This window comes from Alkalispirochaeta alkalica DSM 8900 (genome assembly GCF_000373545.1).
Lineage (GTDB): Bacteria > Spirochaetota > Spirochaetia > DSM-27196 > Alkalispirochaetaceae > Alkalispirochaeta > Alkalispirochaeta alkalica.
On record NZ_KB891736.1, the window covers coordinates 143246 to 169676 of the forward strand.

A 26431-nucleotide genomic window follows, 5' to 3' on the forward strand; every position below is an offset into this window, starting at 1 on the left:
AGATCCAGGCGTGAGAACTGTTCCTCGTCGGCCTCGATAATATCCGCCAGACTGCGGTGATCGTCGCCGAGAAAGCCATCGGCGGTAATAACACCGGGCTGCATATTGGCNTGGGCCCTGGTGTAGTGGGGGGACATCTTCATTTCGTTCTCCTCCTGGTCAGGCAAATTTATCGAAGAAAATATCTTCCGATTTCATCTCATTGGCGGTCATGACCGCCATGCAGGCATCGAGCATGCCCGGGCTCCCGCAGAGATACCCCTCCTTGGGATGGTCCCGGGATATCTTCTCCTTCAGATAGCGGTCCAGAACCTCGGTGATGAGCCCCGTGGCCCCCTGCCAATTGTCTTCCGGCTGGGGTTCGCTCAGGGCGGGGATGAAGTGGAAGGTCTCGAAGGAGTTGTCCAGTTCCTCCAGCCATTCCAGGTAGAAGAGGTCTCGCAGGGAGCGGGCTCCGAAGAAGTACCATATGTCCCGATCCTGCAGCGTTCCCTTGTCGATCATGTCCTGAAAGATGCTTTTGAAGGGGGCCATACCCGACCCTCCCGCCACGCAGATCATGGCTGCACCGCTTTCGCGTACGGAGAAGTCGCCGAAGGGGCCCACCAGGCGGATCGTGTCTCCCTCTTTCAGATGCTCGTGCACATAGGTGGTGACAATACCACCCGGTACCAGGCGGATAAGAAACTCCAGTTCGCTTTTCCTTCCGGGGGGAGAGGAAATGGAATAGGCCCGCATGGTTCGCTCCCTGATCTTGCCGTAGGGGGGGATTTCGAACTGCCCGTACTGCCCCGAGAGAAACGATACCTCCCGTCCCGGAGGAAGATCGCAGAGAACCTCCTTGATGTCGTGGGTGACATCNTTGATGGAGGTGACAGTTGCGGAAAAATCCTGAACATTGAAGAGTTCTTCCGGTATCTCGATTGATACATCCTGTTTGAGCTTGATCTGGCAGGAGAGACGGACCTTCTGCTCCACCTCTTCTCGGGAAAGGTAGGGGGCCTCGGTGGGCATGACCGGGCCAATGTCGCTCTGTACCACAACCTTGCAGGCCCCGCAGCTCCCCCGGCCACCGCAGGCCGAGGGGACAAAGATCCCTTCCTCGGCCAGGCCGAAGAGCATGGGCTGTCCCCCCTTGAGGGAAAGCTGTTTTCGTCCGCCATTGATATCCAGGGTTATCTCGCCGTAGTTGTTTACAATCCTGTCGGTGATTGCAATGAGAGCTGCCAGGGCAGCTGCTATGGATCCCACCGCCAGGGGGGCGGTTAAAAAAAGTGCGTCCATCTGTGGGTGCTCCTCTTCGCATTCCTGTATGTCCGGTTCGGCCGTCCCGCTCCGGAGCGAGTTCTTACTGAACCGCCAGCATTCCCGAAAAGCCGATGAAGGCCATGGCCATGAACCCGATGGTGATCATGGTGAGACCCGGACCCTGCAGGGCTGGAGAGACTTTGGATTTCTCCGTCTTCTTGCGAATCGCCGAGAGTAGCATGATCGCCAGCCACCAGCCGAGCCCCGACCCGAGACCGTAGATCACCGACTGCAGCAGGGTATACTGGCGGATCTCCATAAAGAGGGAGACACCCAGAATGGCGCAGTTCACGGTGATCAGGGGAAGAAAGATCCCCAGGTTCAGGTAGAGCGCCTGGGAGACCCGGTCGATGATCATCTCGAGCATCTGCACCACGGCAGCGATGGAGACGATGAAGACAATGAACCTCAGGTAGACCAGGTCCAGAGGAATGAGAACGTGGTGAAGGATGAGCCAGTTGATCGCCGTTGTTACCGTCAGGACCACCGTCACGGCCATACCCAGACCGTTGGAAGAGCTGGAGTCCTTTGAGATCGCGATGAAAGAACACATCCCCAGAAAGTTTGAGAGCAGAATGTTGCTCGTTATGATGGATGCAAAGAAAAGCGAGAAGGGATTCAGAAGCGTCTCTGCGTTCATGCTGTGGCTCCTTCCTTGTTCATGATTGTCTTGCCGATCCAGATGATAATTCCCAGAAGGAAGAAGGCGCTGGGAGGAGTGACCATGATGATCCAGGGTTCAAAACCCGAGGGAAGAACGGGGAAACCCAGGACCGTTCCGAAGCCCAGGAGTTCCCGCACGAAGGCGATTGTCATGAGAACTCCCATGTAGCCCATTCCGCTGGTGACCCCGTCCCAGAGCGAGAGAACCGGGGGGTTGCTCTGGGCGAAGGCTTCAGCTCGCCCCATGATGATGCAGTTTGTTATGATTAGTCCCACGTAGGGGCCGAGGGCTCTGCTGATGTCGGGCAGGTAGGCCCGCAACAGAATATCCACGATGATCACGTAGAAGGCGATGATCAGGGTCTGGACGATCATGCGAACCTTCCGTGGAATGAGGGATTTCATCAGTGATACCGTGAGATTCGACATGGCCGTAACGAAGACCACCCCCAGGGTCATAATCAGGGTGTTGATCATGAGGTTTGTCACAGCCAGGGCGGAACAGATTCCCAGGATCTGCATGAAAATAGGGTTATTCGTCCAGAGGTTCTCCCTCATTATTTCCTTCGGGCTGCTCATAATTCAACTCCCAGGGCCGAGGCGATCCGCTCCAGCTCGTTTTTAAAGATCACTCCCATTCGTTCGCTGGTACGAGTCGCCCCCGTGATCGCGTCGATCTTTCCGTTTTCCTTGTCCGTGTCGCCCTCTCCCGGGGCGGCTACCCGGATTGTCCCTTCGACGATTCGGAGGTCCCGGAGTTGCTCCTTGAACCACCCCTCGGTGATACGACCTCCGAGGCCGGGGGTTTCTGTCTGGTCCACAATCTCCAGCCCCCTGGTCCGGGCCAGGTCACCGGTGACGGCCAGTACTCCCTCGATGGGTCCCCAGACACCAGAGCCGATGAATTCCTTGGCATAGACCCCGGTTTCTCCGTCGTCGAGGCGAAAGAGGGTGATTCCCTCCCGCTCGATCTCTTTGACCTCCCTGAAGGCCTCCTGAATCTGGTCGGGGCCGGAGGTTTCCACCCCCAGGGCAGAGAGGATCGATCGCTGCCTGGTGACCTCCCGGTTCCGTTCCACCCGGGGGGCCGTGGTGTGATGCGCAAAGGACAGGAAGAGGACGAAAAGGAAGGAGATAAAAAAAGTAAAACCTATGGTATAGGGTAGACTCTGCTTGTTCATCGAGCTGCTCCCGCAGGGTGAATTTTCCTGGTCTTCTTTTTTGGAGCTGGCAGGTGTTCATCCAGGAAGGGGCTAAAGGTGTTGGCCACCAGGATGCCAAAGCTTGTTCCTTCGGGAAAGCCCGCCAGAGTCCGGACGGTCATGGAGACACCACCGATCATGAGTCCGTAGATGAACTGTGCCAGGGGCTTGTTGGGTGCGGTGATCGGGTCGGTGGCCATGAAGACCGTAACAAAGAGGATGCTCCCGCTCATCATGTAGGCTGCCAGGGGGACCATCGCCGAGAAACCGGGAAAGGATGCCGGGCTTAGCCCGGGAATGAGCCCCCCAAAGAAGAAGGCCCCTGCCGCGGTAAGCGCCCCCAGGAAGGTGGAGACCATGGTTTTCCAGTTGGCCGTTTTGGTCGCCACCAGAAAGAGAGCCGCCAGCAGAATGAGGATTACGCTGGATTCTCCCGAGGAGCCTCCCCGGAATCCCAGGAACAGGTCCATCAGGGGCGGGATCTCGCCGGTGCGCAGGAGCGCCAGAGGGGTAGCTGCCGTCACCGTATCGACGCCTGCAGCCTGGGCCGTGCCGAAGAGGCCGGAGAAGCCCTGCGGGCCCCGGGAGGCGGGAACGATCCATCCTGCGTTATATGGCACGGGAAAGGAGAGAAAGATAAAGAGCCGCCCCGCTATGGCAGGATTGAAGATGTTCCTGCCGAATCCCCCGTAGGCCTCCTTGGCGAGGGCCACGGCGAAGACGATACCCACCAGGGTGATCCAGAGCGGTAGTGCCGGTGGAAGCGCCAGTGCGTAAAGAGCGCAGGTTACCAGGACGGCCTCGCTTATTTTTTTGCCCCGCTGCCGGGTAAAAAAATACTCCGTGGCGATCCCGCCGGCGAAGACAACCGCCGTTTGCATCAGAACGCTCCAGCCGTAAAGAAGTACCGCGAAAAAGAAGAGCGGTATCAGCGCGTAGATAAGGCGCCGCATAACATCCTGTTTCTGAAAATACTGATCGATCACGAGTCCTCCTCAATGCTCTCATTAGTATAGCAACAGCCCTTGTCAAAGGTACAGCGGAAAAACAATACCTTTTTTATCAGGATTTGTCAGGTAAATCACCGGATATCCTTTGACATTATGAGAGGTTTTATTACTTTACATCGGGACAAGGTCAGAACAATATAGAAATATGATTATGAATNAGCTCAGGAGGAGTACATGAATTCAAGGGAGTTGCTCGACGCTCTGGAACGCGTCCTGGATTCGTCCAGTCGGGGTGTGATGGCTACCGTTGACAGCCAGGGAGGGCCCCGCCTGAGGTGGATGGTGGCGGGGACGCTACGGGGGGCGTCGGAATATGTCTATGCCGTCACGTCGCCGGATTTCCGGAAGGTAGCGGAGTTGGAGAAGAACCCCCGGGTCTCCTGGATGTTCCAGGACGAGAAGATGGACGAGATCATCCACCTGCGGGGAGAAGCCCGGGTTGTGGATAATCCCTCCCTCAAGGCAGATGTGCTCGAGGCGATCGGCAAGGATCTGGCGAACTTCTGGCGTGCCAACGCCATGGAGAGCGATCTGGTTGTTATCGAGACGGTTCCCGACGAGATCGAGGTCTTTTCGGTCTCCCGGGGAGAGCGGACACGGGCGTCCCTGGCTGAGTAAGGGGGCGGGGAAACAGAAAACGAGGCAGGGATAACAGAAAAATGAGCGAGAAGAAGAGTCAAAAGACGAGTGATGTCGGAAATTATAACGGCGAGTTCCTGAAAAAACTCCTGCGCGATATGGTGCTGATCCGACGCTTCGAGGAGAAAACTGCCCAGATGTACGGCCTGCGGAAGATCGGCGGGTTCCTTCATCTCTACAATGGTCAGGAAGCGGTGGCGGTGGGGGCGGTGGCTGCCCTGGATATGGAGAAGGACTACCTCCTCACCTCCTACCGGGATCACGGTCATGCTCTGGCGGTGGGAATGGACCCNAAGTCTGTTATGGCAGAGCTCTACGGAAAGATTACCGGCTGTTCCCGCGGCAAGGGTGGTTCCATGCACATGTTCGATGCAGAACGCCACTTTCTTGGAGGAAACGGGATCGTGGGGGCCCAGATTCCCATCGCCACGGGGGTCGCCTTCAAGCAGATGTACCATAACGACGGTGGGGTGACCCTCTGCTTCTTTGGCGATGGAGCGATTCACCAGGGAGCGTTCCACGAGAGCCTTAATCTTGCAAAGATATGGAACCTTCCGGTTATCTACATCGTCGAAAACAACCAGTTCGGTATGGGGACCGCCGTGAAGCGGGTGTCGGGGGTGGAAGATTTCTCTCTTAAGGCGAGCGGTTACGATCTGCAGGGGAAAATTATTGACGGTATGGATGTGCTGGCGGTTTATGAGGGAATAAAAGAAGTAGCTCGGGATGCCCGGGAAAAGGGGAACGCCTGGCTGCTCGATATCAAAACCTACCGGTATAAGGGGCACTCGGCCAGCGACCCCGCAAAATACCGCACCAAGGACGAGCTCGAATCCTACAAGCAGCAGGATCCGATACTCCGCCTCAAGGAACGCCTGATTTCGGCAGGAATCATCGCCGATCAGGAGTACCAGGAGATGGACGCGGAAATCAAGAAAGAGGTTCAGGAGGCGGTTGATTTCGCCGAGAAGAGCGCCGAACCGGCTCTCCATACCATGTACGAGGATGTTCTGGCGTGAGAGAGCGCAGATCGCAGGGCCGATCTTAACGGCCGATCTTAAGGAGACAGAAACGATGCCGGAAATACAGATGCGTGAGGCGATTCGTCAGGCCATGGACGAGGAGATGGCCCGTGACGGGAACGTGTTTCTTCTGGGCGAGGAGGTNGGCCAGTACAATGGCGCCTACAAGGTCAGTAAGGGACTTCTTGATAAATACGGTGAGCGACGGGTGCTGGACACGCCCATCGCAGAATTGGGGTTCACCGGTCTTGCCGTGGGGGCCGCCTCGGTGGGGCTCCGGCCCATCGTGGAGTGGATGACCTTCAATTTTGCCCTCCTGGCCCTGGATCAGGTGGTGAACAACGCTGCCAAACTCCGGCACATGTCGGGGGGGCAGCTCAAGGTTCCCATAGTCTTTCGGGGGGGAAACGGGCCGGCGGAGTATCTCTCGTCCCAGCACAGCCAGGCTTTGCAGAGCTACTTTGTGCACGTGCCGGGGATCAAGGTGATCTCTCCCTCCACGCCCTACGATGCAAAGGGGTTGCTCAAGACAGCGATTCGTGACGACAACCCCGTGGTGATGTTCGAGAGCGAGATGACCTACGGCCTTACGGGGGAGGTTCCCGAGGAGGAATACCTGATCCCCTTCGGAAAGGCCGACATAAAGCGGCAGGGTAGCGATGTGACGATCATCTCCTTTTCCAAACCCGTTCACATGGTTTTGAAGGCTGCCGAGGTTCTGGCTGAAATGGGAATCGATGCCGAGGTGGTGGATCTGCGAAGCCTGCGTCCCCTCGATGAAAAAACGATCTACGCCAGCGTGGCAAAGACAAATCGCGCGGTGATTGTCGACGAGGCCTGGCCCATGGCCAGTGTAGGTTCCCACGTGGGGTGGCTCATTTCCAGGAACTGTTTTGATGATCTCGATGCACCGGTAGAGCTTGTTGCGAGCGAGGACGTGCCCATGCCCTATAATCATACCCTGGAGCTGGCGGTGCAGCCCACGGTGGAGAAGATCGTCGCTGCCGTAAAGCGGGTTTCGTACAAGGAGTAGAGGAATGGCAGAAAAAATACCAATGACGGCGCTTTCTCCGACGATGGAGGAGGGCACAATCGTAGGATGGAGCAAGAAAGAGGGGGATTCCGTTGTAGCCGGTGATGTGCTGTGCGAGGTAGAGACCGACAAGACAACGGTAGAGTATGAATCGTCCCAGGAGGGCACTCTCCTGAAAATAATTCTGGGCGCCGATGCCCGGGCTGCCGTGGGGCGAACGATCGCCCTGATCGGAGAGCCCGGGGAAGATATTACCGGGCTTTTGAAAGAGGTAGATCAGGAAGCCGCTTCGGAGACGAAGGGGGAGGCTGAACCGGATACGGCACCTCAGGGACAGAAGGACCAGCAGGACGATCAGAACGCCCCGGGGAAGGATCACGCGAGTGAAGCGGATACTCCCGGGAAAGAGCGTCAACCCGAATCGTCTCCTGCCTCGGGTCCTTCGGGAGATTTCGGGGCGGGGGGCGACTCGCACGAGGTGCCCCGGGGCAGGGCTTCGGCCAGTCCCCTGGCGGTAAAGATCGCTGCCCGGAGAAATATCCCGCTCCATCTTGTCCGGGGAACCGGTCCAGGAGGGAGGATCGTCAGAGGGGACGTCGAGGCCTTTCGGGGCGTGCCCGGGGGCGCCTCCTTCCAGGAGGTCGGAGGGGGCCAGGGGCAAGACGCTCCTGGGGGGATTTCTGCCCGGGATCGAACCATTCCGGTGACGGGTTCACGGGCGGTCATAGCCGAGCGGTTGAGCGAGAGCAAGTTCAGCGCTCCTCACTATTATCTGACCAACTCTGTCGAGATGGACAGGCTCGTGGAGCTCCGGGCGAAGATAAACAGCGGGGGAGATGAGAAGATCTCGCTGAACGCCTTTTTCATCAAGCTTGTGGCCGAGGCCCTGAAACGTCACCGGGGGATTAACGCGCTCTGGCAGGGGAAGGAGATCATCGAGAAGGGGAGCGTCGATATCGGTCTCGCCGTGGATGCGGGAAAGGGGCTCATAACGCCGGTCGTGAGAAACTGCGAGGTTCGGGGCGTGCGGGAGATCGATCGGGATCTCCAGGAACTCATCGGGAAGGCCCGCGAGGGCACGCTGAAAAGCGGAGAGTACACGGGAGCCACCTTTACGATCAGTAACCTCGGATCGTTTGGGGTGGAAGAGTTTACGGCGATTATTAACCCTCCCGGTTCGGCCATCCTGGCCCTGGGGGCGAGCAAGCCCGCTCCCGTGGTCCGGCACGACGGGACCCTGGGTGTCGCTTCGGTGATGAAGATGACCCTCTCCTGCGATCACCGCGTGATCGATGGAGCGGCGGCTGGCCGGTTCCTGAAGGAGCTCCAGCAGCTTCTGGAGGACCCGGCCCGGGCCATCCTCTAGGGATTACTGTTTCCGGGGAGCCTCCGCCTGGCTCCCGGGGATCCAGAAAGTTTCGGGAGGGGAACTCCCGGAAAGGGAGGGGGAGCTCCAACAGGAGGCTCCTTGCGTGAGTGAAGTGCGACACAAAATGAAGGGGAGAAACGATGAGTGACCACGATTACGATGTGCTTGTCCTCGGGGCTGGTCCGGGAGGGTACGTAGCAGCGATACGAGCCTCTCAACTGGGACTCCGGGCTGGTATCATAGAGAGAGAAGCTCCCGGAGGGGTGTGCCTGAACTGGGGATGTATCCCTTCGAAGGCCCTGATCCATCAGGCTGGACTCGTCCGTTCCGTGGCGGATCTGGAGAAGATTGGTGCCCGGGTAGATTTGAAGGGGCTGGATTACACCGCGGTTCACCGGAAATCCCGGGAGGCTGCACAAAAGCTCTCCAAGGGAGTTCAGGCGCTCCTGAAGAAAAACAGGATTGATTATATCGCCGGTACCGGGGTGATCACGGGCCCCGGAGAAATTCTCCTCCAGGAAACCCGGGAGGGGGGATCACCCTCGGGAGAAGCTTCGGGAGAAGCCGCGAGGACGCTCACGGCACGGTATCTTCTGATCGCCACGGGATCGCATCCCCGGGAGCTGCCGGGGTTCGAATTCGATCACAAAAAAGTTCTCTCTTCCCGGGATATTCTGGGCCAGAAGGAGCTTCCCAAAAGCCTGGTGATTCTGGGAGCTGGCGCGATCGGCATGGAGTTTGCTTACGTAATGAACGCCTTCGGAGTCCAGGTCACGGTGGTGGAGATGATGGACCAGATTCTGCCTCTGGAAGACGAAGATGCCGCCGAAGTTGTGACGAAGGCCTTCAAACGGTACGGCATAACGATTCACACCGGAACCAGGGCGCTTTCGCTGGACACCACAGGCCAGGGTATCTCGCTGGTTGTGGAAAAGACGGGAAGTCAGGAAACTCTTCAGGCAGATCAGTTGCTTGTGGCGGTGGGCAGGGCTCCCAACACCACGGGAATAGGTCTTGAAACGGTGGGCGTTGCCCTGGATCGCGGCTTTGTGACCGTGGGCGATTACTGCCAGACCAGTGTGCCCGGTATCTACGCTATAGGCGATGTCACGGCATCTCCCCTGCTCGCCCACGTGGCAAGCAAGGAAGGGGAGATCGCCGTGGAACATATGGCGGGGGAGAGCCCCGAGAAGCGAATCAATCCCGGGGAAATACCCTCGGCCGTCTACTGCGAGCCCCAGGTTGCCAGTTTCGGCCTCACCGAGAGAGCGGCCCGGGAGCAGGGTGTTCCCGTCGAGGTGGCGTCCTTCCCCTATCGGGGTGCGGGCAAATCGGTTGCTGTGGAAAAGAGCGAGGGCCTGGTAAAGATTATCTATGACGGGGAAACCCGGGAGATTCTGGGAGGTCACGTGGCCGGAGCGGACGCCACGGAGCTGATTCACGAAATCCTCCTGGCAAAAAAGGCAGAGCTGCTTCCCCAGGATCTGGCTACCATGATCCACGCGCATCCCACGCTCTCGGAAGCTGTAATGGAGGCGGCCCGCAAGGCCGAAGGCTGGGCTATTCACGGCTGAGAGCGCTCCCGAGGGTGATCCCGATCCTTCCCCGGGGTGTTGTAACACACGCCGGGGAAAGGGTATTCTTGAGCCNCATGAGTAGCAGTTCCGAGAAGAGTAAACCCGAGACAACACCCCGGCCGGGACAGGGGGGGGCTCTCCAGGGTCAGCAGTTCCGCATGCCCCTGGCGCTCCTTCGCGCCAACACGGCATATCTCTTCGTTATCGCTCTGGTAGCGGTGGGGGCCGTTTTGCGGCTCACGGGAAGTATCTTCATTCCCTTTGTAATCGCCCTGCTCCTCTCCTTTGTTTTTGCTCCTGTGGTGAGTACTCTGGTAAAGCACAGGGTGCCCCGCTTTCTGGCGATCACCTCGGTGCTGGCGCTCTTTCTCTTTCTCGGCTATCTGGTCGTACTTCTTCTCTACTCTACAGTGCACAGTCTGCTCCGGGAGTTTCCCAAGTACCAGATGCGTTTTACCGTCCTGCTTCGGGAGGCTATCGAGCAATATAACCTGCCCGCCGATATTGTGAGCCAGCTTGAGATAACCCGCACCGTGGGGAACGCAATCATCTCCTTCTCGGGTAACTTCATGGCTTTTATCAGCGGCTTTATGGTGGTTATTATCTTCCTCCTCTTTCTGCTGGTAGAAAAACCCTACGTCCGCAAAAAGATGGAACTCGCCTTGGGCGACGAAACGCGCAGACGCCTGAATCGGGTGTTGGCCCATATCAACAGCCAGATTGCCCGGTATCTGGCGATCAAAATCCTGGTGAGTTCCATGACGGCCGTGATCGTCTATGTCCTGTTTACAATTATCAAGGTTGATTTTCCCCTGATCTGGGCGATCATGACCTTTCTCTTTAATTTTATTCCCTCCATAGGGTCTGTGGCGATCACCTTTATCACGGGAGTCTTTGCGGTGATCCAGTTCTTTCCCGACTGGAGCCCCATCCTGGCGACGATCATCGGCATGAGTATCACTCAGTTCATTATCGGAAATGTGGTGGATCCCAAGATGCTGGGGGACCGGTTGAACCTGAGTCCTGTGGTGATCCTCCTCTCGCTCCTTCTCTGGGGATGGCTCTGGGGACCGGCCGGGCTTTTTCTGGCGGTTCCCCTGACGGTGGTTATCAAGATCGTTCTGGAACATATTCCCGGCCTCGAACCCTTCGGAATTTTGATGGGTACCGGTAACTTTGCCCCCCGCCGGGTCAGGTCTCGCGGGGCCAGACCGGGCTGGCGCAAAGCCCACAACGGAACGGCCAGCCAGGAGACGGAAGGTCCCCGGTAGACCGTAGGAGCCGTGAGGTCCCCGGCAGAACCGCCCGGATTGGTGATCCGAAGGGTGCGCCGCAGCGGCACAGAGGATATCGCGCAACAAACACGGCAGAGAGGAAGAACAGCACTGTGGAAACTACCAAGGACACCTACGACGCCCCGGAAGATCAGGCAGAACCCGTGTACGGAGCGGGGCAGAAGCCTCGTATACTCACGGGGGATCGCCCTACGGGCAGGCTCCATCTCGGACATTATGTCGGCTCTCTGCAGAACAGGGTCAAGTTGCAGGATCAGTACGAGTGTTTCTTCATCATCGCCGACCTTCATACCCTCACAACGCGTCCCGAGAAGAGNGCGATCCAGGAGATCGCAGGAAACGCCCGGGAGATGGTTCTGGACTACCTAGCTGCCGGTGTCGATCCCGACCGCTCCACGGTCTACCTTCAGAGCGCAGTTCCCGAAATCTACGAGCTGAATCTTCTCTTCGAGATGCTCGTGACGGTTCCCAGGCTCCAGCGTCTGCCCAGTCTCAAGGATATGGCGCGTAGCGCGAACCTCCAGGAGATGCCCTTCGGGCTTCTGGGGTATCCGATCCTGCAGAGCGGGGATATTCTGCTTCCCCGGGCTCACCTGGTGCCCGTAGGGAAGGATAATGAGGCCCACGTGGAGCTCACCCGGGAGATCGCCCGGCGTTTTAACAATCTCTACGGCGAGGTTTTTCCCATTCCCCGGGTTCTGGTGGGGGATGTTCCTACTCTGGTGGGAACCGACGGCAAGGCCAAGATGTCGAAGTCCCTGAACAACACCATCTACCTTTCCGACAAGGCTCAGGAGGTGGAGAAAAAAGTTCGGGGCATGTTTACCGATCCCAATCGGGTGCGCGCCGACGTGCCTGGTACGGTCGAGGGAAATCCGGTCTTTATTTACCACCGGATTTTCAACCCCGACACGGCCGAGGTGGGCGAGCTGGAAGAGCGCTACCGTTCCGGTACGGTGGGTGATGTGGAGGTCAAAGAGCGCCTGGCCGAGGCGCTGAACCGCTTTCTGGACCCTCTTCGGGAGCGGAGAGCGGCCTACGAGGCGGAGAAGGGGTTGGTGGACCGGATCATCCTGGAGGGGACGATGCGGGTGCGCGAGGAGGCCCTCAAGACCCTGACGGAGGTGCGGAAAGCTACCGGTCTGGGCGGGGTCTGGAACAGTATTCGCCGCAAGGCCGAGAAAGCGGCCCGGCAGGAATGAGCCGGGAGCCTCTGGCGGGATCGGAGATCTCGCAGGAGCAGATAGCACGATTCCGGGAGACGGTCTGGACGGTTTACCGTCGCCATTACCGGCCCATGGAGTGGCGAAGCGATCCCTCTCCCTACAGGGTCTTCATCTCGGAGATCATGCTTCAGCAGACCCAGGTTACCCGGGTTGCCCGGAAGTTTCCTCCCTTTCTGGAACGGTTCCCCGGTTTTCCCGAACTTGCCCGGGCTTCTTTNCCCGAGGTCCTCGCCCTCTGGAGTGGCCTGGGGTATAACCGGCGTGCCCGCTTTGCCCGGGATTCGGCCCGAATAGTTGTGGAGGACCATGGAGGAGTTCTGCCCCGGGACCCCCTGGTGCTCCAGACCCTTCCGGGGATTGGTCCCAATACGGCTGGTTCTGTCGCTGCCTTCGCCTTCAACGAGCCCGTGGTTTTTATCGAGACAAATATCCGTCGCGTCTTTCTGGAACATTTTTTTCCGGACCGCGAGAAAGTCCCGGACCGGGAGATACTTCCTCTTGTGGAGGCCGCCCTGGAGAGGGATCGCTCCCGGGAGTGGTACTGGGCGCTCATGGACTACGGGGTTCTTCTGGGGCGGGGGGGGAAGAACGCAAACAGGCGTAGCGCCCACTACGCGGTCCAGACTCCCTTTGAGGGAAGCGACAGGCAGATCCGGGGGGCCCTGCTCAGGCTCCTGCTCNAGCAGGGGGAGGTAGTGGCCCAGGACGCTCCGGGCTATCTGGGGCATCCTCCAGAACGGGTTGCTCCCGTTCTGGAGGGCCTGGTCCGTGAAGGAGTGGTTGAACAGGATGCCCGCGGAAGGGTCGTGCTCCGTTCATGAGTCCCCTTCCGGCAGGCGCTGGAAGGGCCTGGCGGGGGAGCTTCTTTTCGGGGAGGCAGCCCCCCCGGAGTGATCTCCTCCCCGGGTTACCCGCGGGCCGCCTCCTCGACAAGATCACGCTGCCAGCGGATCATGCGTTCTGCCAGGGGGCGGTTTTCGCCGGCGCAGTCCGCCAGAATGCGGAAGACCGGTTCGGTCCCGCTCCCCCGCATCCAGAGAGAGGCCCTGGTTTTTCCCTGGGAATCGAGGAAGATCACACGCAACCCTCCCGTTTCGTTTCCCCTGCGGTTCCCCGGACCCCGGGTTGCCCGGGTTCCCTCGTAGTTCCACATCTCCCAGGAGGTAACCCCCAGGGTCTCGGCCAGTTCCCGTTCCAGGGGGGCGATCTTTCGGGGCAACAACGATTCGTAGCGCGCTTTCAGATCCTTGTGGGAACAGGAGCCGACGTGCATTTTTGCCAGAGGATCATCGGTTTCGATGGTGGTGTAGCGGGGGAGCAGGTTTACCACCTCCGAGAGAAGCAGGGGTTCTTCCGAGGGCAGCTGTATCTGGCACTGGTCTGCCAGAACGCGCTCCAGCGAGAAGGCATGGAGTTTCATCATCGCCAGAACGGTGCTCAGGGGATCGCGTACCGTGGCCGGTGGCACGATAGCCCCGCCGTTTGATCCCTCGCCGAGGATGGGGATCGACCACCCCAGGTCCTGTTTTTCCCGGGCCAGGGAGATCACGTTTGCCTCACCCACCTCGGCCCGGAAGAGGGTTGCCCCAAACCAGTCAGCGATCTCGTCNATTCGTGCCGAGGTAGGTCCGTTGGCAACGATCCCCACTTTCCCGGGAGCAGCTCCGCTCCGGTGGAGCCAGGCCAGCTCTGCCGCCACCACCAGCGCAAAGACCTCCTGAGCCTCCAGGGAGAGGGCCGCGCCCGTTCTGTCCATGAAAACCAGGTTCCCCCGGTCTCCGTCGTTATCGGGGGCATAGCCGATCTGGAACGCCGGGTCCTGGCGATGGTGTTTCTCCAGAAGCTCCGCTGTCGGCGCGAGGCCGGGACCCTCGGGAAGGATCTGGTTCCGGATCATCCCGGGCTCATCGTTCTGGAGGACCAGGCGGGCTCCGAGCCAGGGCAGAAGCGTGCGGTCCACGCTGGTGGTGCGGGCACTGCCGTTCAGATCGGCCACGATTCCCAGGGGGCGTTCCGCCAAAGCCTTCCGCAGGGGTACAAGGAACTCCTGCTCCAGGGGGCTCTCCGGCCCCTCTTCCGTAGTTGTTCCACCGGCAACGGCCAGGGCAAAGCGGCGGTAGGATTCCCGGGCTGCCTCCTTGTGAGCCGGACCGACCCGATCCAGTTCTGCCAGGGTTTTGGCGGGGAGGGCCAGAGCCCGTTCCAGAAGGGGCTGAGCCACTTCCTGATCCGGGCCAAGCTTTCGGAAGGCCTCGATCAATCCCCAGGCCTCGGAGCCGGGAAGGACGGCTCCGTCGGAAAGGCCGAACTTGAAGCCGTTGTACCCCAGGGGATTGTGGCTGGCGGTGATATAGAAGAAACCGCTCAGGGTATCGCTCTGCTTCGTGTAGGCCAGAATTTCCGGGGTGGTGCAGACGCCAAGGTATTCCGGGGAAATGCCTTCGGCCAGAAAGGCTCTCATGGCCGCCTCGGCTATGGCAGGCCCCGTGGGACGGGTGTCGGTAGCGACGGCAACAACGAGATCTCCCGAGGGGTTCTTCGTTTTGAGATAACCGGAGAAGATAGAGGTGCCCAGTATCACCAGATCCCGCTGGGCCGGTGATATGGCGGGCGACGAGGAGTGCTGGTCAGGTCCAAAGCAGAGCCTCCAGCCCGATGCCGAGAGAACCATGTTCTGCAGGAGGGCCGCTCGCTCCAGACTGGTGCTGAGCAGCTCCGGATTATGATGATTTATTGTATTCATGGGCGGAGTATACCAAAGAGGTTGATCTTTTCCATCGGCGCTGGTGATAATGGAAGGAAAGTAGGCAAGGTGGAAGACATGAAAAAGATTTTGGTCATCGACGAGTCCCAGCTTTTCAGGGACTACCTCAAACGAAAGCTTGAAGATTACGGGTTCACCGTCTTTACCGCCGTGAGCGGTCTCGACGGCGCCACCAAACTGCGGCGGGAGCTGCCGGATCTCCTTATCTCTGATTTCCACCTGACCAGGAAGCCTGTCACCGAGCTTCTTCGGGAAAAACAGTCCAACCGGAATACCCAGGACATCCCCGTTATCATCGCCTCCTCCAAGGTTGATCGGGCATCGCTGGTCTCGGTCGCACCCTACAAGATCAGGAAGTTTCTGACAAAGCCACTGCGGGTAGACGCCCTTCTCAAGGCGGTGGGAGAGACGCTGGGTGTCTCCGTTACGATCGATGAGACGCCCTGCATCATCGAGGCTCACGTGAATGACGATATCATCTTCATCGAGGTTGCCCAGGGGATCAACCGGGAGAAGGTGGATCTCCTGCGGTACAAGCTGACCGAGCTGATCGATCTCTACGATCTTTCAAACCCCAAAGTTCTGGTCATGATGTCCGGTCTGGAACTCACCACGGCAGATTCAATCAAACTCTCGGCGTTGCTCACCACCATCGTGGGNGCTACGGGGGTGATGAAACGCTATTGCAAGATTCTCACCAGGGATTCCCTGGTACGNGATTTNGTCTCCCACCGTCCNGATTTTTCGGGGATCGAGGTAACGGGCAATCTCGATGCGATTATGGACGGTTTGCTGGGGAAAAAAGTGGGGGGACCGATCCTGGAGCAGAAAAACGATGCCCGGGACGATCTGGTTCAAAGGACCGCTCCCAAGAAGGACAAGGAGGAGGCGATCAATATGCGCTTCGAGGAGGAGCGGTCCGGGGCAAAGGATTTCTCCACCCTGGGGGACAGCACGCGGGTCTCGATCGTCGACGATGATCTCGTTATCCAGGAACTGATCAAGGCGGCCTTCTCCGATACCAGTGTAACCATCGACACCTACGATAACGGAAAACTCTTTATGGAGAGTTCCCTGGGGNGGGANTCGGACCTGGTCTTTCTGGACCTGATGATGCCCGAGATGGATGGCTTCCAGGTTTTGCGGGCTTTGAAGGAGGAGCAGACCAAGCTCCCGATTGTGGTGCTCTCGGCTTTGTCGAAACGGGAAACGGTTCTGGAGGCGCTTAAAATGGGAGTGACCAGCTACATGATCAAGCCCTTGAAACCCCAGGATATCCGAACGAAGGCTTCGGAGATTCTGCAGCTGAACTTTTAGCTCTCCATGAAAGACCAGATAGGGCAGCGGTTCCGGGTCGTCTTTGAATACTCTCCGATCGGGCTCGTCATCATGGACGGTTCCGGCAGGATTGAGTACGCGAACCAGGCGGTTCGCACCTTCCTGGGGTGTAGCGGAGAGGANCTGGCGGGGGGCTTTCTCACAGCTTTTTCTCACTGGGACGACTCGGATTTCTTCCAGGCGCTTTTTTCGGAACTCCTCGAGGGGGACCGCGATTCCTTTCAGGTTGTNTCCCGGTGCAGACCCCGTAATCAGGAAGAGGCTTGGTGGCGGGTTGATATCAGGGCTGTCCACGCTCCGGGCCAGGTCCCCTTTCTTCTGGGGGTGATCGATGACGTGACATCCCAGAAGAACGACGAGGAACGGCTTCGTCGGGGCAAGGAAACAGCCGAGGCAGCAACACGGACAAAAAGCGCCTTTCTGGCCAACATGAGCCACGAGATCCGGACTCCTCTCCATACGATCAACGCAGTCTCGGAGCTTCTCCGCGAAACCAATCTGGACGAAGAACAGATCGAGTACCTCCAGCAAGTGCTCTTTGCCGGGGACGTCCTGCTGGGGCTCATAAACGATATTCTGGATTTCTCCAAGATCGAGGCCGGTCGGCTCCAGCTGGAATCTATCGAGTACGATCCGGTGAAGACCATCGAAGGCGCTGTGGATATGGTGAGCATGCAGGCGCACCGTAAGGGCCTGGAGGTGATCCTNTCGATCGACGGGAAGATCCCCGCAACCATTCTGGGTGATCCCGCGCGTCTGCGTCAGGTTCTGGTGAACCTGGTGAACAACGCCACAAAGTTCACCGCCCAGGGGTATATCAGGATCTCCGCCGAACGGCGTAATGTTTCCGGTGAGGACCTGCTGCTGGTGCAGGTTCGGGATACGGGTATCGGTATCGATCCGGCTCGCCAGGACAGACTCTTCAAGCCCTTCAGCCAGGTTGACGCTTCGATGACTCGCAAGTTTGGGGGGACGGGGTTGGGTCTCTCCATTTCCCGTGATCTTGTGGCGATGATGGGCGGGCGGATCGGGGTGAAGAGTCGCCCCGGGGTAGGATCAAACTTCTGGTTTTCCCTTCCTCTCAAGGTGACCGATGAGAGCCCCGGTGGGTCCCCGGTACCGGCAAATCTTCCTCCCGGGTCGACAGTCCTGATCGTGGACGATAATCCCGAGAGTGCCCGGGTTATCGGAAGGATCCTCGCCTCCTGGGGCGCAGAGATGCAGGTGGCCTCCAGTGGAGCCCGGGGAATCGCCGCGCTTCGCCAGGCCTCACGGACGGATCGGGCCTTCTCCTTTGTGCTGGTTGATCTCATGCTTTCCGATATGGACGGCTGGCAGATGGCATCGGAGGTCCGAAACGACGAGACGATCCAGGCCATGCCCATGATTCTCATGACTCCCACGGGTATGAGTACGGGCGAGGCCAAAATGAAGCTTCTCCGCTGGTTTGACGGCTACATAAGCAAACCGGTAAAAGAGGGGGCTCTGTCCCAGACCGTNGCGGAACTCCTTTCGGGAGGGCTCGAGGAGCTTCAGGAGGTGTCCGAGGAGGATCTCCGGCAGGGACTGTCTCCGGAGGCAGAATCTCCCGCCCTGCCCGAGACGGTGCTGATCGCTGAGGATCATTTTGTAAACCAGCAGCTGTTCCAGACTATTCTGGAGAAGAAGGGGTTCCGCACGATCCTTGCGGCTGACGGGGTGGAGGCTCTCCAGTGCGTCCGGGACTTTCCGGAGATCGGCCTTGTCTTTATGGATGTCCAGATGCCCAACATGAATGGCTACGACGCAACGATCCGGATTCGCGAGATGGGGTGCTCCGTCCCGATTGTCGCCGTCACGGCGAATGCCCTGGCAGGGGACCGCGATCGCTGTGTTCGGGTGGGGATGAACGACTACATGACAAAACCGTTCAAGAAATCGGATATCGATGATGTTCTTCTGAGGCTTCAGGGAAGAGGCTTTTTTGTTCCTTCGCCCGCCTCCACGGGAGCCCCCGAGGAGATGGAAGGGCTGGAAGAGATAGATGAGCTTGAGGAGATTGACGAGGTTGAGGAGATCAGGGAAGTCGGGGATCTGCAAGACCCCGGAGCGTTCCCCGATGGCCTTCAGAAAGAGACGCTCCCGGGGAGTCTGGTGCTTCAGGAGGACGACGAGGTGAGCCAGGAAATGGAAGAGGCAGAAGAATCGGCAGAGGAGAATTCGGCAGCTCCCGCAGATTTCGCGGCAGCTCTCGAGGCGTTTATGGGAGATGCTGCCACGGCAGAGCGAGTGATCCGTCAGTTCGCGGAACGACTTCCCGGGCAGCTCGAGAAGATCCGGCAGGATCTGGAGGGGGAGCGCTTCGGCGAAGCGCGCATTACGGCCCACGCCATAAAGGGAGGGGCCTGGAATTTGTCCTGCCAGCCCCTGGGTGATGCTGCCAAACAGCTCGAAGAGGCGTGCGCNGAGGAGAACGGGGTCCGGGCCCGGGAGGAACTGCCCCGGGTGAAGAAGCGGGCCCGGCAGTTTATCAGCTATATTCAGGAAGAAGATTTTTTTCCTTCCCTGTAACCAGAGAGCCCCCNGGTTGTTATACAGGTGAGATCATTGTTGGTTTCTGCTGAACCCCCGGGGATTTCACCTCCTTTCCCCCGGGGGTTTTTTTGTGCGCCTCCTCCTTCCGGGACTCCCCGGGGTTACCCGCTGGTTCCTGCCGCAGCCAGATAGAACAGTCTGGTTGATGTCACCCGTGACCTGCGCTCTTGCAGAACGGTGGCCAACAGCCAGCGCTGTTGATGGCGGTGCCGTGCCAATCCCTCGCATCGGACAGACGCGAGGGGTCGCCACGTTCCCCCTGCGGGGAGGGTAGGCGATCACCGGGCAGGGGCGCTATAGTAGGGCCTCTGGCACCCTTCGACGAAGGGTGCGCTCACTCGATTTTTACGTGAGTTGATTCTTTAACCTGGTAAGAATACTCGATAAAGGAGAGCCCTGTAATGAAGAGTACGGTGCACACGAACAGTTTTGGCGTCCGCAGGAGCCTGGATACGCCCCTGGGAGAGGTGAGTTATTTCAGNCTCGAGGCTCTGGCGAACCAGGGGTTTCCCGGCATCGAGCGTCTTCCCTTTTCCNTGCGCGTTCTGCTCGAATCGGTTCTCCGCAATGAAGATGGTTTTGCCGTCACAGGGAAGCACATCGAATCGCTGGCTTCCTACTGCCCGGCGAATCCAGCCAGGGAAGAGATCCCCTACAAGCCCGCCCGGGTGCTTTTGCAGGATTTTACGGGGGTACCCAGCGTGGTCGATCTGGCGGCGATGCGCAGCGCCATGGCCCGTCTGGGGAAAGATCCCGCCAGCATCAATCCCCAACTCCCGGTGGATCTGGTGATCGACCACTCNGTTCAGGTCGACTACTTCAACAGTCCCGGAGCGCATCAGCAGAACACGGACCTGGAGTTTTCCCGAAATCGCGAACGCTACGAGTTCCTTCGCTGGGGACAGGGGGCGTTCCGGAACTTTTCGGTGATTCCCCCGGCCAGCGGGATCTGCCATCAGGTAAACCTGGAGTATCTGGGAAAGGTCGTACAGATCGCTGCCGACAGTTCCGGCGAAAAGGTGGCTTTCTTCGATTCTCTTGTGGGTACCGANAGCCACACTCCCATGATTAATGGCCTGGGGATTATCGGCTGGGGGGTCGGGGGAATNGAGGCCGAGGCGGCCATGCTGGGCCAGCCTGTCTACATCCTCTCACCTGCTGTTGTGGGGGTGCGTATCACGGGTGAACTCCGCCAGGGAATCACCGCCACCGATCTGGTTCTCCGGGTGACCGAGATGCTTCGGGAACACGGAGTGGTGGGGAAGTTCGTGGAGTTTTTTGGTCCTGGCCTGGAAGAGATGACCGTTCCCGATCGGGCCACGATCTCCAATATGGCACCCGAGTACGGCGCGACCATGGGATTTTTCCCGGTGGATCAGCGAACCCTGGATTATCTCTGGTCGACCGGCCGGAGCGAGGAGCTCATCAGGACGGTTGAACTCTATTGTCGCGCCCAGGGGATGTTTCGTACAGCCAATTCACCGGACCCCGATTTCGAGACCGTTCTCCACCTTGATCTCGGTGACATTCAGGCGAGTCTGGCCGGTCCCAAGCGACCCCAGGACCGAATCGCCGTGAGTTCTCTCAAGGAGTCCTGGCAGAACCTCCTGACCGCTCCCGTGGAGGAGCGGGGTTTCGGTCTGGCGCCGGAGAAGCTGACCCGCTCTGCCCCTCTGGCTGCGGTGGACGTCGCCGGAGAGGGGGCCCAACCAGGAACGAGCCGGGAGTCTCTGACCCACGGAGACGTGGTGATCGCCTCTATCACCAGCTGTACCAACACCAGTAATCCCAGCGTCCTCTTGGGGGCTGCGCTTCTTGCAAAGAAAGCCTGGGAACGGGGGTTGCGCCACAACCCCTGGGTAAAAACCAGCTTTGCCCCCGGGTCGGTGGTGGTCACGGAATACCTCCAGCGCGCCGGTCTCATGGAATACCTGGAGAAGATGGGGTTCTTCCTGGTGGGCTACGGTTGTCTCACCTGTATCGGAAACAGCGGGCCTCTCCCTGCACCGGTCGCCCGGGCTGTGGAAGAGGGTGACCTGGTGGTTGCCGGAGTGCTTTCGGGGAACCGTAATTTTGAGGGTCGGATCAACCCCCATACCAAGGCAAACTTTCTCGCTTCTCCCCAGCTGGTTGTGGCCTACGCCCTGGCGGGAACGGTGAACATNAACCTCGAAGAGGAGCCCCTGGGTCACGACGAGACGGGTAACCCCGTCTATCTCCGGGAGGTATGGCCCACCGGGGAAGANCTTCGGGAGTACCTCGAGAAGGCCCTGGACAGGGATGCCTTTATCGCCAGCTACAGGGGAATCGAGGANTCCAACACCCAGTGGAACGCGATTCCTGCGAGCCAGGAATCGATCTATCCCTGGAGCGAGACCTCGACCTACATTCAGGAACCGCCCTTCTTTCAGGAGATCTCCCTGGAGGTTCGTCCTGTAGAACCGGTGCAGAACGCCCCGGTTCTGGTCATGGCGGGTGACAGCATCACCACCGATCATATCAGCCCCGCCGGGGCGATCGATCCCGCGAGCCCCGCCGGTGAGTATCTCCAGAGCCTGGGTGTCACCAGGGAGGAGTTCAACTCCTACGGGAGCCGACGCGGCAACGACCGGATCATGACCCGGGGAACCTTCGCAAATATTCGGTTCAGAAACCTCCTGGTGCCGGGAACGGAGGGGTCCAGGACGATTCACATGCCCACGGGGGAAGAGGTGAGCATCTTCGAGGCTGCCCGCCGATATGGTCAGGAGAAGACCCCCACAATCATCCTGGCGGGTAAGGACTACGGCATGGGGAGTTCCCGGGACTGGGCCGCCAAGGGAACCTACCTTCTGGGTGTGCGGGCGGTGATCGCCGAGAGCTACGAGCGGATACACCGGAGCAATCTTGTGGGAATGGGAGTGCTGCCCCTGCAGTTTCTGCCTGGTGAGAGTGTCCGTTCTCTGGGGTTGAGCGGTCGCGAGACCTTTTCCATCGCCATAGACGATTCCCTGGAACCGGGCCAGACCGTAACAGTGACGGCTTCGGCTGATGGGGAGAAGCCCCGGGAGTTCTCCGTGCTTTGTCGGATCGATACTCCCGTGGAGGTTGTCTACTATCGAAACGGGGGAATCCTGCCAACGGTTCTCAGGGCCCTGGCGGAGACGTGATATACAGGCTGCCCCCCGTTCCTGACCTGGGGGGCACCGTGGGAACCCGTGAGGATTTCCGGGGAGATTTTCGGGATGAAGGCGTGGAGCCTCCCCGGGGGTATCTCCCCCCCGGGAGGGCGCGGCTCTCTGGGGAGATCGGACCCCGGGGGGTCAGGGTGTCCCGTCAGGGTCGGGGCAGGCCTGTTTTTCCAGCAGGTGAGACCAGAGAATGCCTTCGCCCGGGGAGACCTCCTNGGCGATGGGGGTCCCCAGGATTACATCCCAGTAGCGGGGGTGGAGTCCGGGGGTGAGGTTCCGCTCCGAGCGCAGGATCGCTGCGTTTTCCCCGGAGATGATATCACCGGGTCTCAGGCGCTCCACGGCGTGGATGCTCCTGTTGGTATAGCCGTAGTTGCGTTGTTCCGAGGGAGCCANGTGCTTTACCCCCGAGCCAAGTACGGTTTGTACACGCTCCTCGCCGTAGCGGTGCGAGAGCTCCCGGGTGATGGCTACCTGACGTCGGCGTAACTCCACCGGGTCGTCCCGTCCCTCAAGAAGCTCCTCAGCCACAGCCCGCACCTCCTGAACCATTCCGGTGAANTCCCGGGGTTCCAGGGCGATAGCGTCGTCCAGGCCGGAGTTCTTCCGGCTCAGGGTAATGTGCTTCTCGATCATCGAGGCTCCCGTGACGGTGGCCAGCACGGGAACCAGAACGGGGTCCAGGGAATGATCAGAGACACCCGCCGGGACGCCGAAGATGCGGCTGATCGCGGGGATCGCCCTGAGATTATACTCCTCTTCGGGGGCGGGGTAGGAGGTTATGCAGTGGAGCAGGGTGATCGACCGTGCTCCGGCAACGCGTACGGCATCGATGCTCTCGGCCAGATCGGCCACCGTGGAGACCCCCGAGGAGAGAATCATGGGGACGCCCATGGCCGCGATGAATCGCAACAGGGGAAGGTGATTCAGTTCGGGCGAGGCGATCTTGTATTCCTGCATGCCCAGGCGGCGGAGGATTCTGGCGCTCTCCAGGCCGAAGGGTGTGCAGAGAAACTGTATCCCCGATTCCTCGCAGAGTTCCATCAGGCGTGCGTAGAACTCTGCGGGCCGTTCCAGTTCGCGGAAACGCTCGTAGAGGGGGACGGTTCCCCCGGGCAGGGAGACCGATCCCGCCCGGGGGTGGAGGAGCTCATCGGCCAGAACCATCTGAAACTTTGCCAGGTCTGCCCCCGCCTCGGCGGCAGCCTGGATCAGTTCCCGGGCCAGAGAGAGATCTCCCCCGTGGGCTGTTCCGATTTCAGCGATGATCCGGGGATGACCTGGTGTCATGGGCGCTTCCGGGGAGGTGCGGGGATGGTGTCGAATCCCNTATAGGGCTGGAGAGCCTGGGGTATCCTGATGGAACCGTCTTTCTGCTGGAAGTTCTCCATGATCGCAATGATCGCCCTGGAGACCGCTATGGCCGTTCCATTCAGCAGGTGCGCGTATCCTCGCTCTTTTTTCCCATCGGGGCCTTTTTTGTTGTAGCGGATATTCAGGCGCCGGCTCTGAAAGTCGGTGCAATTGGAGGTGCTGGTGATCTCGCCCCATTCCCCGGCGTCGCCGCGTCCTGGCATCCAGGCTTCCAGATCGAACTTGCGGTAAGCCGGGCCTCCCAGGTCGCCGGCACAGATGTCCAGGACGCGAAAGGGGATCTCCAGGCGCGAAAAAATTTCTTTCTCGATGTCCAGGAGTTTCTGGTGCATCCCGGGGGATTCCTCAGGAAGACAGACCACGAACATCTCTACCTTGGTAAACTGGTGAACCCGGTAGAGTCCCCGCGAAAACTGCCCGGCCGATCCCGCCTCGCGGCGGAAGCAGTGGGATATTCCGGCCATGCAGATGGGGAGTTCCTCTGCGGGTATAGTCTGGTTCGCGTAATAGCCGCCCAGGGTTATCTCGGCCGTTCCCACCAGGCTGGTCTCTTCTCCCTCAAGATTATAGATGTTCGATTCGGGCCCCCGGGGGTTGAAGCCGATTCCCGCAACCACCTGGGTGCGGGCGATGTCGGGGGTGATCATGGGGGTAAATCCCTGATCTCTCAGGATATCCATGGCGAAGCGGGTCAGGGCCAGTTCCAGATAGACTGCTTCGTTCCGAAGGTAGTAAAATTTGGCCCCCGAGACCTTGGCGGCTGCTTCAAAGTCAACGAGATCGAGTTTCTCGCCCAGTTCGACGTGATCGGAGGGGGGGAAATCAAAGACCGGCGGGGTGCCCACGATCTCCAGTTCCCGGCTGTCTGATTCAGCGCTGCCCCGGGGAACGTCGGGGTGGGTCATGTTGGGAAGCTTGTCNGCCAGCTCCTGGAGGAGNAGCTCCGTCTCGGCCAGGCTCTTTTCGGACCGGGCGATTCGCCCTTTCAGGGTTTTTCCCTCTTCGATCAGCTTCTGCCGTTCTTCGGGGGAGAGGTCCCGCTTCTTCATGGCCTGGGCGTTGGCGTTGCGCTCGGCACGAAGAGCCTCGGTTTCCTGAATCAGTTCGCTCCGTGTATCGTAGGCGGCGATGATGGCCCCTACGTCGGCCGTGGCGTTNCGTTTCTCCAGGTTTTCTTGTACCAGTTCCGGGTTCTCCCGGACGAACTTAAGGTCCAGCATGGGAGTGATTGTATCCGAGAGAGGCCCCCGGNAACAACCAGCCCCCGGCTAATATGCCCGCCCCCGTTACGGGGAGCCCTGNNNGNTCTCCTGCTCCTCTGCGCTCTGTGCCAGCTCCCGTGACCGACGGGCTGTGCGGCTGACGGCCTCCATCACCGCTGCCTGGAGACGGGTGTCGGCCAGGGCGTGGATTCCTGCGATGGTGGTTCCTCCGGGTGAGCAGACGCGGCTGATGATCTCCTGGGGGTGAGTTCCTGTGTGAGTCACCAGGTCTGCTGCTGCCCGGACAACACCGCAGGCTGCCTCCAGGGATTGGCCGTAGGGAATACCCTCTTCGACCCCCCCCAGGGCGAGGGCCTGGATAAACTCCAGGGCAAAGGCGATCCCGCTGCCCGAGATCGCCGTGATGGCGTGGAGTTGCTGTTCTTCCAGGGTCAGGAGCGTGCCCATCCCCGAAAAGATGCGGAGCGCTTCCTGGCGGGCCTCGTCGGGAAGAGTTTCGGCGAAGGTGATGCCCGTCACGGAGGATCCGATCTGGGCGGCCAGATTTGGCATCATCCNGATTATCCGTCTCGAACCGAGGAGAGTCTCGAGAGTCCTCAGGGATGTTCCTGCCAGGAGCGAAACTGTGAGAAGTCTCCCGAAGGCCTCGGGACGGGCCGTGCGAATCGACCGGGCCAGCCCCGGCAGTTCCCCGGGCTTTACTGCCAGGATCACCAGATCAGCCCAGAGCAAAAGGTCCCCGGGAGTTGCGGAAAAATCAGANGCGGAAAACTCCTTCAGAGCNNCACCTCTTCGGGAGGGGTCCTTTTCAGCGAGGCCGATTTCCAGTTCGGGATACCGGGTGTGGATCGCCCTGGCCGTGGCGCTTCCCATAAATCCTGCACCGATGAGTCCTATCTTTTTCATTTTTCTGCTCCTCTGGTTCCTGATAAATCATCCGCAGTATTTACTCCAGGCCGGAAAATCCCTGGCGGCGCAGCAGATCGTAGAGAACCAGCGCCACAGCATTGGAGAGGTTCAGCGATCGGAGTTCCCGCCGCAGGGGAATCCGGTAGGTCCGGTCNGCAAAATCCGAGAGAATCTCGCCGGGAAGCCCTCTGGTCTCGGGACCGAAAACGATAAAGAGAGGGNNCTCTGTGGAGCAACTCTCCCCGGCCGGGGGCGGGGGGAGNGGTATNTCGGTGTACCGTCGCGCCCCCCGGGTGGAGAAAAAAGCCANATTTCCCTGNTTCCCTGCGACGTAGTCCAGGAAGCTGGGCCAGTCCGGGTGGGTGGAGATGGAGAGATAATCCCAGTAATCGAGCCCCGCCCGGCGCAGATGTTTGTCGGAGATGGAAAAACCCAGCGGCTCGATCAGATGGAGAGGGGTCCCCGTGGCTGCGCAGGTGCGCGAGATGTTCCCCGTGTTGGGGGGGATCTCCGGTTCAAAGAGAACCACTTCAATCATGGCAGGCTCCGGTTCCTTTCTCCCTGGTCCCTCCGCCCAGAGCTCCGCGCACCACCATCGCCTCGGCTCGTTGCCGGGGAAGCTCGGCGATCGAGACCAGCGAGGCCCGGGAGACAAGGAGCACCCTCTGAAGGNGCTTTTTCCCGGTGCAGGTGGAACTCAGGCGAATCCGGGCAGCGTCCCGGCTCTCTTCGAGC

The 26431-nt window shown here is 59.5% G+C and carries 21 protein-coding genes; 11 read left to right on the forward strand and 10 right to left on the reverse strand.

Annotated elements, in window-relative coordinates; all coding sequences use genetic code 11:
* Positions 1-159: 159 nt before the first annotated feature.
* The 5 genes from B071_RS0111855 to B071_RS0111875 form a co-directional block, all read right to left on the reverse strand.
* A complete protein-coding gene (locus tag B071_RS0111855) occupies positions 160-1284 on the reverse strand; it encodes an NADH:ubiquinone reductase (Na(+)-transporting) subunit F (RefSeq protein ID WP_018527295.1) in 1125 nt (374 codons plus the stop codon).
* A 64-nt stretch (positions 1285-1348) separates the two neighbouring features.
* A complete protein-coding gene (locus B071_RS0111860; RefSeq protein WP_018527296.1) occupies positions 1349-1948 on the reverse strand; it encodes an NADH:ubiquinone reductase (Na(+)-transporting) subunit E in 600 nt (199 codons plus the stop codon).
* Positions 1945-2550, reverse strand: coding sequence for an NADH:ubiquinone reductase (Na(+)-transporting) subunit D (locus B071_RS0111865; protein ID WP_018527297.1), 606 nt, complete (start codon positions 2548-2550; stop codon positions 1945-1947). The genes B071_RS0111860 and B071_RS0111865 overlap by 4 nt, the downstream gene beginning before the upstream one ends.
* Positions 2547-3152 carry an FMN-binding protein gene (locus B071_RS0111870; protein WP_018527298.1) on the reverse strand — a complete coding sequence of 202 codons (606 nt, stop codon included), beginning with the start codon at positions 3150-3152 and terminating at the stop codon, positions 2547-2549. Before B071_RS0111870 ends, B071_RS0111865 begins: the two co-directional genes overlap by 4 nt.
* Complete coding sequence (locus B071_RS0111875; RefSeq protein ID WP_018527299.1) at positions 3149-4159, reverse strand: RnfABCDGE type electron transport complex subunit D; 1011 nt, start codon at positions 4157-4159, stop codon at positions 3149-3151. The genes B071_RS0111870 and B071_RS0111875 overlap by 4 nt, the downstream gene beginning before the upstream one ends.
* Before the next feature lie 198 nt (positions 4160-4357).
* On the opposite strand from B071_RS0111875, the gene B071_RS17425 reads away from it, so the two are divergent.
* The 8 genes from B071_RS17425 to B071_RS0111915 all read left to right on the forward strand — a co-directional run bounded on the left by B071_RS17425 (position 4358) and on the right by B071_RS0111915 (position 13165).
* A complete protein-coding gene (locus tag B071_RS17425) occupies positions 4358-4801 on the forward strand; it encodes a pyridoxamine 5'-phosphate oxidase family protein (protein ID WP_018527300.1) in 444 nt (147 codons plus the stop codon).
* 41 nt (positions 4802-4842) lie between these two features.
* Complete coding sequence (pdhA, locus tag B071_RS0111885) at positions 4843-5841, forward strand: pyruvate dehydrogenase (acetyl-transferring) E1 component subunit alpha (RefSeq protein ID WP_018527301.1); 999 nt, start codon at positions 4843-4845, stop codon at positions 5839-5841.
* A complete protein-coding gene (locus B071_RS0111890; protein ID WP_083914920.1) occupies positions 5828-6877 on the forward strand; it encodes a pyruvate dehydrogenase complex E1 component subunit beta in 1050 nt (349 codons plus the stop codon). Before pdhA ends, B071_RS0111890 begins: the two co-directional genes overlap by 14 nt.
* Positions 6878-6881: 4 nt before the next feature.
* Positions 6882-8243, forward strand: a complete 1362-nt coding sequence (locus B071_RS0111895; protein ID WP_026245197.1) for a dihydrolipoamide acetyltransferase family protein — start codon at positions 6882-6884, stop codon at positions 8241-8243.
* Positions 8244-8386: 143 nt separating this feature from the next.
* Complete coding sequence (gene lpdA / locus B071_RS0111900; protein ID WP_018527304.1) at positions 8387-9820, forward strand: dihydrolipoyl dehydrogenase; 1434 nt, start codon at positions 8387-8389, stop codon at positions 9818-9820.
* A 77-nt stretch (positions 9821-9897) separates the two neighbouring features.
* Positions 9898-11094, forward strand: coding sequence for an AI-2E family transporter (locus tag B071_RS0111905; RefSeq protein WP_018527305.1), 1197 nt, complete (start codon positions 9898-9900; stop codon positions 11092-11094).
* 167 nt (positions 11095-11261) lie between these two features.
* The gene (gene trpS, locus B071_RS0111910) at positions 11262-12320 is read left to right on the forward strand and encodes a tryptophan--tRNA ligase (RefSeq protein WP_051075308.1); all 1059 of its coding nucleotides are present in this window, start codon (positions 11262-11264) and stop codon (positions 12318-12320) included.
* A gap of 146 nt (positions 12321-12466) precedes the next feature.
* Positions 12467-13165: an HhH-GPD family protein gene (locus B071_RS0111915; protein ID WP_438829699.1), complete on the forward strand. Its 699-nt coding sequence runs from the start codon at positions 12467-12469 to the stop codon at positions 13163-13165.
* A gap of 86 nt (positions 13166-13251) precedes the next feature.
* On the opposite strand, the gene B071_RS0111920 is transcribed toward B071_RS0111915, so the two are convergent.
* The gene (locus B071_RS0111920) at positions 13252-15087 is read right to left on the reverse strand and encodes a hypothetical protein (protein ID WP_018527308.1); all 1836 of its coding nucleotides are present in this window, start codon (positions 15085-15087) and stop codon (positions 13252-13254) included.
* Between the two features lie 78 nt (positions 15088-15165).
* Here B071_RS0111920 and B071_RS0111925 point away from each other — a divergent pair, with 78 nt between their 5' ends.
* The 3 genes from B071_RS0111925 to acnA all read left to right on the forward strand — a co-directional run bounded on the left by B071_RS0111925 (position 15166) and on the right by acnA (position 22169).
* Complete coding sequence (locus B071_RS0111925) at positions 15166-16425, forward strand: response regulator (RefSeq protein ID WP_018527309.1); 1260 nt, start codon at positions 15166-15168, stop codon at positions 16423-16425.
* Between the two features lie 6 nt (positions 16426-16431).
* Complete coding sequence (locus B071_RS18640; RefSeq protein ID WP_018527310.1) at positions 16432-18996, forward strand: PAS domain-containing hybrid sensor histidine kinase/response regulator; 2565 nt, start codon at positions 16432-16434, stop codon at positions 18994-18996.
* 425 nt (positions 18997-19421) lie between these two features.
* Positions 19422-22169, forward strand: coding sequence for an aconitate hydratase AcnA (gene acnA, locus B071_RS0111935; RefSeq protein WP_018527311.1), 2748 nt, complete (start codon positions 19422-19424; stop codon positions 22167-22169).
* A gap of 153 nt (positions 22170-22322) precedes the next feature.
* Here the strand turns inward: acnA and B071_RS0111940 are convergent, their stop codons facing one another.
* The 4 genes from B071_RS0111940 to B071_RS0111955 all read right to left on the reverse strand — a co-directional run bounded on the left by B071_RS0111940 (position 22323) and on the right by B071_RS0111955 (position 26234).
* Entirely contained in the window at positions 22323-23480 is a 1158-nt protein-coding gene (locus tag B071_RS0111940; protein WP_018527312.1) for an N-acetylneuraminate synthase family protein, read from the reverse strand.
* Positions 23477-24784, reverse strand: coding sequence for a serine--tRNA ligase (serS, locus tag B071_RS0111945; protein WP_018527313.1), 1308 nt, complete (start codon positions 24782-24784; stop codon positions 23477-23479). The genes B071_RS0111940 and serS overlap by 4 nt, the downstream gene beginning before the upstream one ends.
* A gap of 66 nt (positions 24785-24850) precedes the next feature.
* A complete protein-coding gene (proC, locus tag B071_RS17435; RefSeq protein WP_018527314.1) occupies positions 24851-25693 on the reverse strand; it encodes a pyrroline-5-carboxylate reductase in 843 nt (280 codons plus the stop codon).
* 40 nt (positions 25694-25733) lie between these two features.
* A complete protein-coding gene (locus B071_RS0111955; RefSeq protein WP_018527315.1) occupies positions 25734-26234 on the reverse strand; it encodes a tRNA (cytidine(34)-2'-O)-methyltransferase in 501 nt (166 codons plus the stop codon).
* Positions 26235-26431: the final 197 nt, after the last annotated feature.

What these genes read in the sequence shown, in the direction of transcription:
- B071_RS0111870 (WP_018527298.1), bottom strand. Translation starts at nt 3,152, where the DNA reads ATGAACAAGCAGAGTCTACCCTATACCATAGGTTTTACTTTTTTTATC.
- B071_RS0111865 (WP_018527297.1), bottom strand. Translation starts at nt 2,550, where the DNA reads ATGAGCAGCCCGAAGGAAATAATGAGGGAGAACCTCTGGACGAATAAC.
- B071_RS0111895 (WP_026245197.1), top strand. Translation starts at nt 6,882, where the DNA reads ATGGCAGAAAAAATACCAATGACGGCGCTTTCTCCGACGATGGAGGAG.
- B071_RS0111905 (WP_018527305.1), top strand. Translation starts at nt 9,898, where the DNA reads ATGAGTAGCAGTTCCGAGAAGAGTAAACCCGAGACAACACCCCGGCCG.
- lpdA (WP_018527304.1), top strand. Translation starts at nt 8,387, where the DNA reads ATGAGTGACCACGATTACGATGTGCTTGTCCTCGGGGCTGGTCCGGGA.
- B071_RS17425 (WP_018527300.1), top strand. Translation starts at nt 4,358, where the DNA reads ATGAATTCAAGGGAGTTGCTCGACGCTCTGGAACGCGTCCTGGATTCG.
- B071_RS0111860 (WP_018527296.1), bottom strand. Translation starts at nt 1,948, where the DNA reads ATGAACGCAGAGACGCTTCTGAATCCCTTCTCGCTTTTCTTTGCATCC.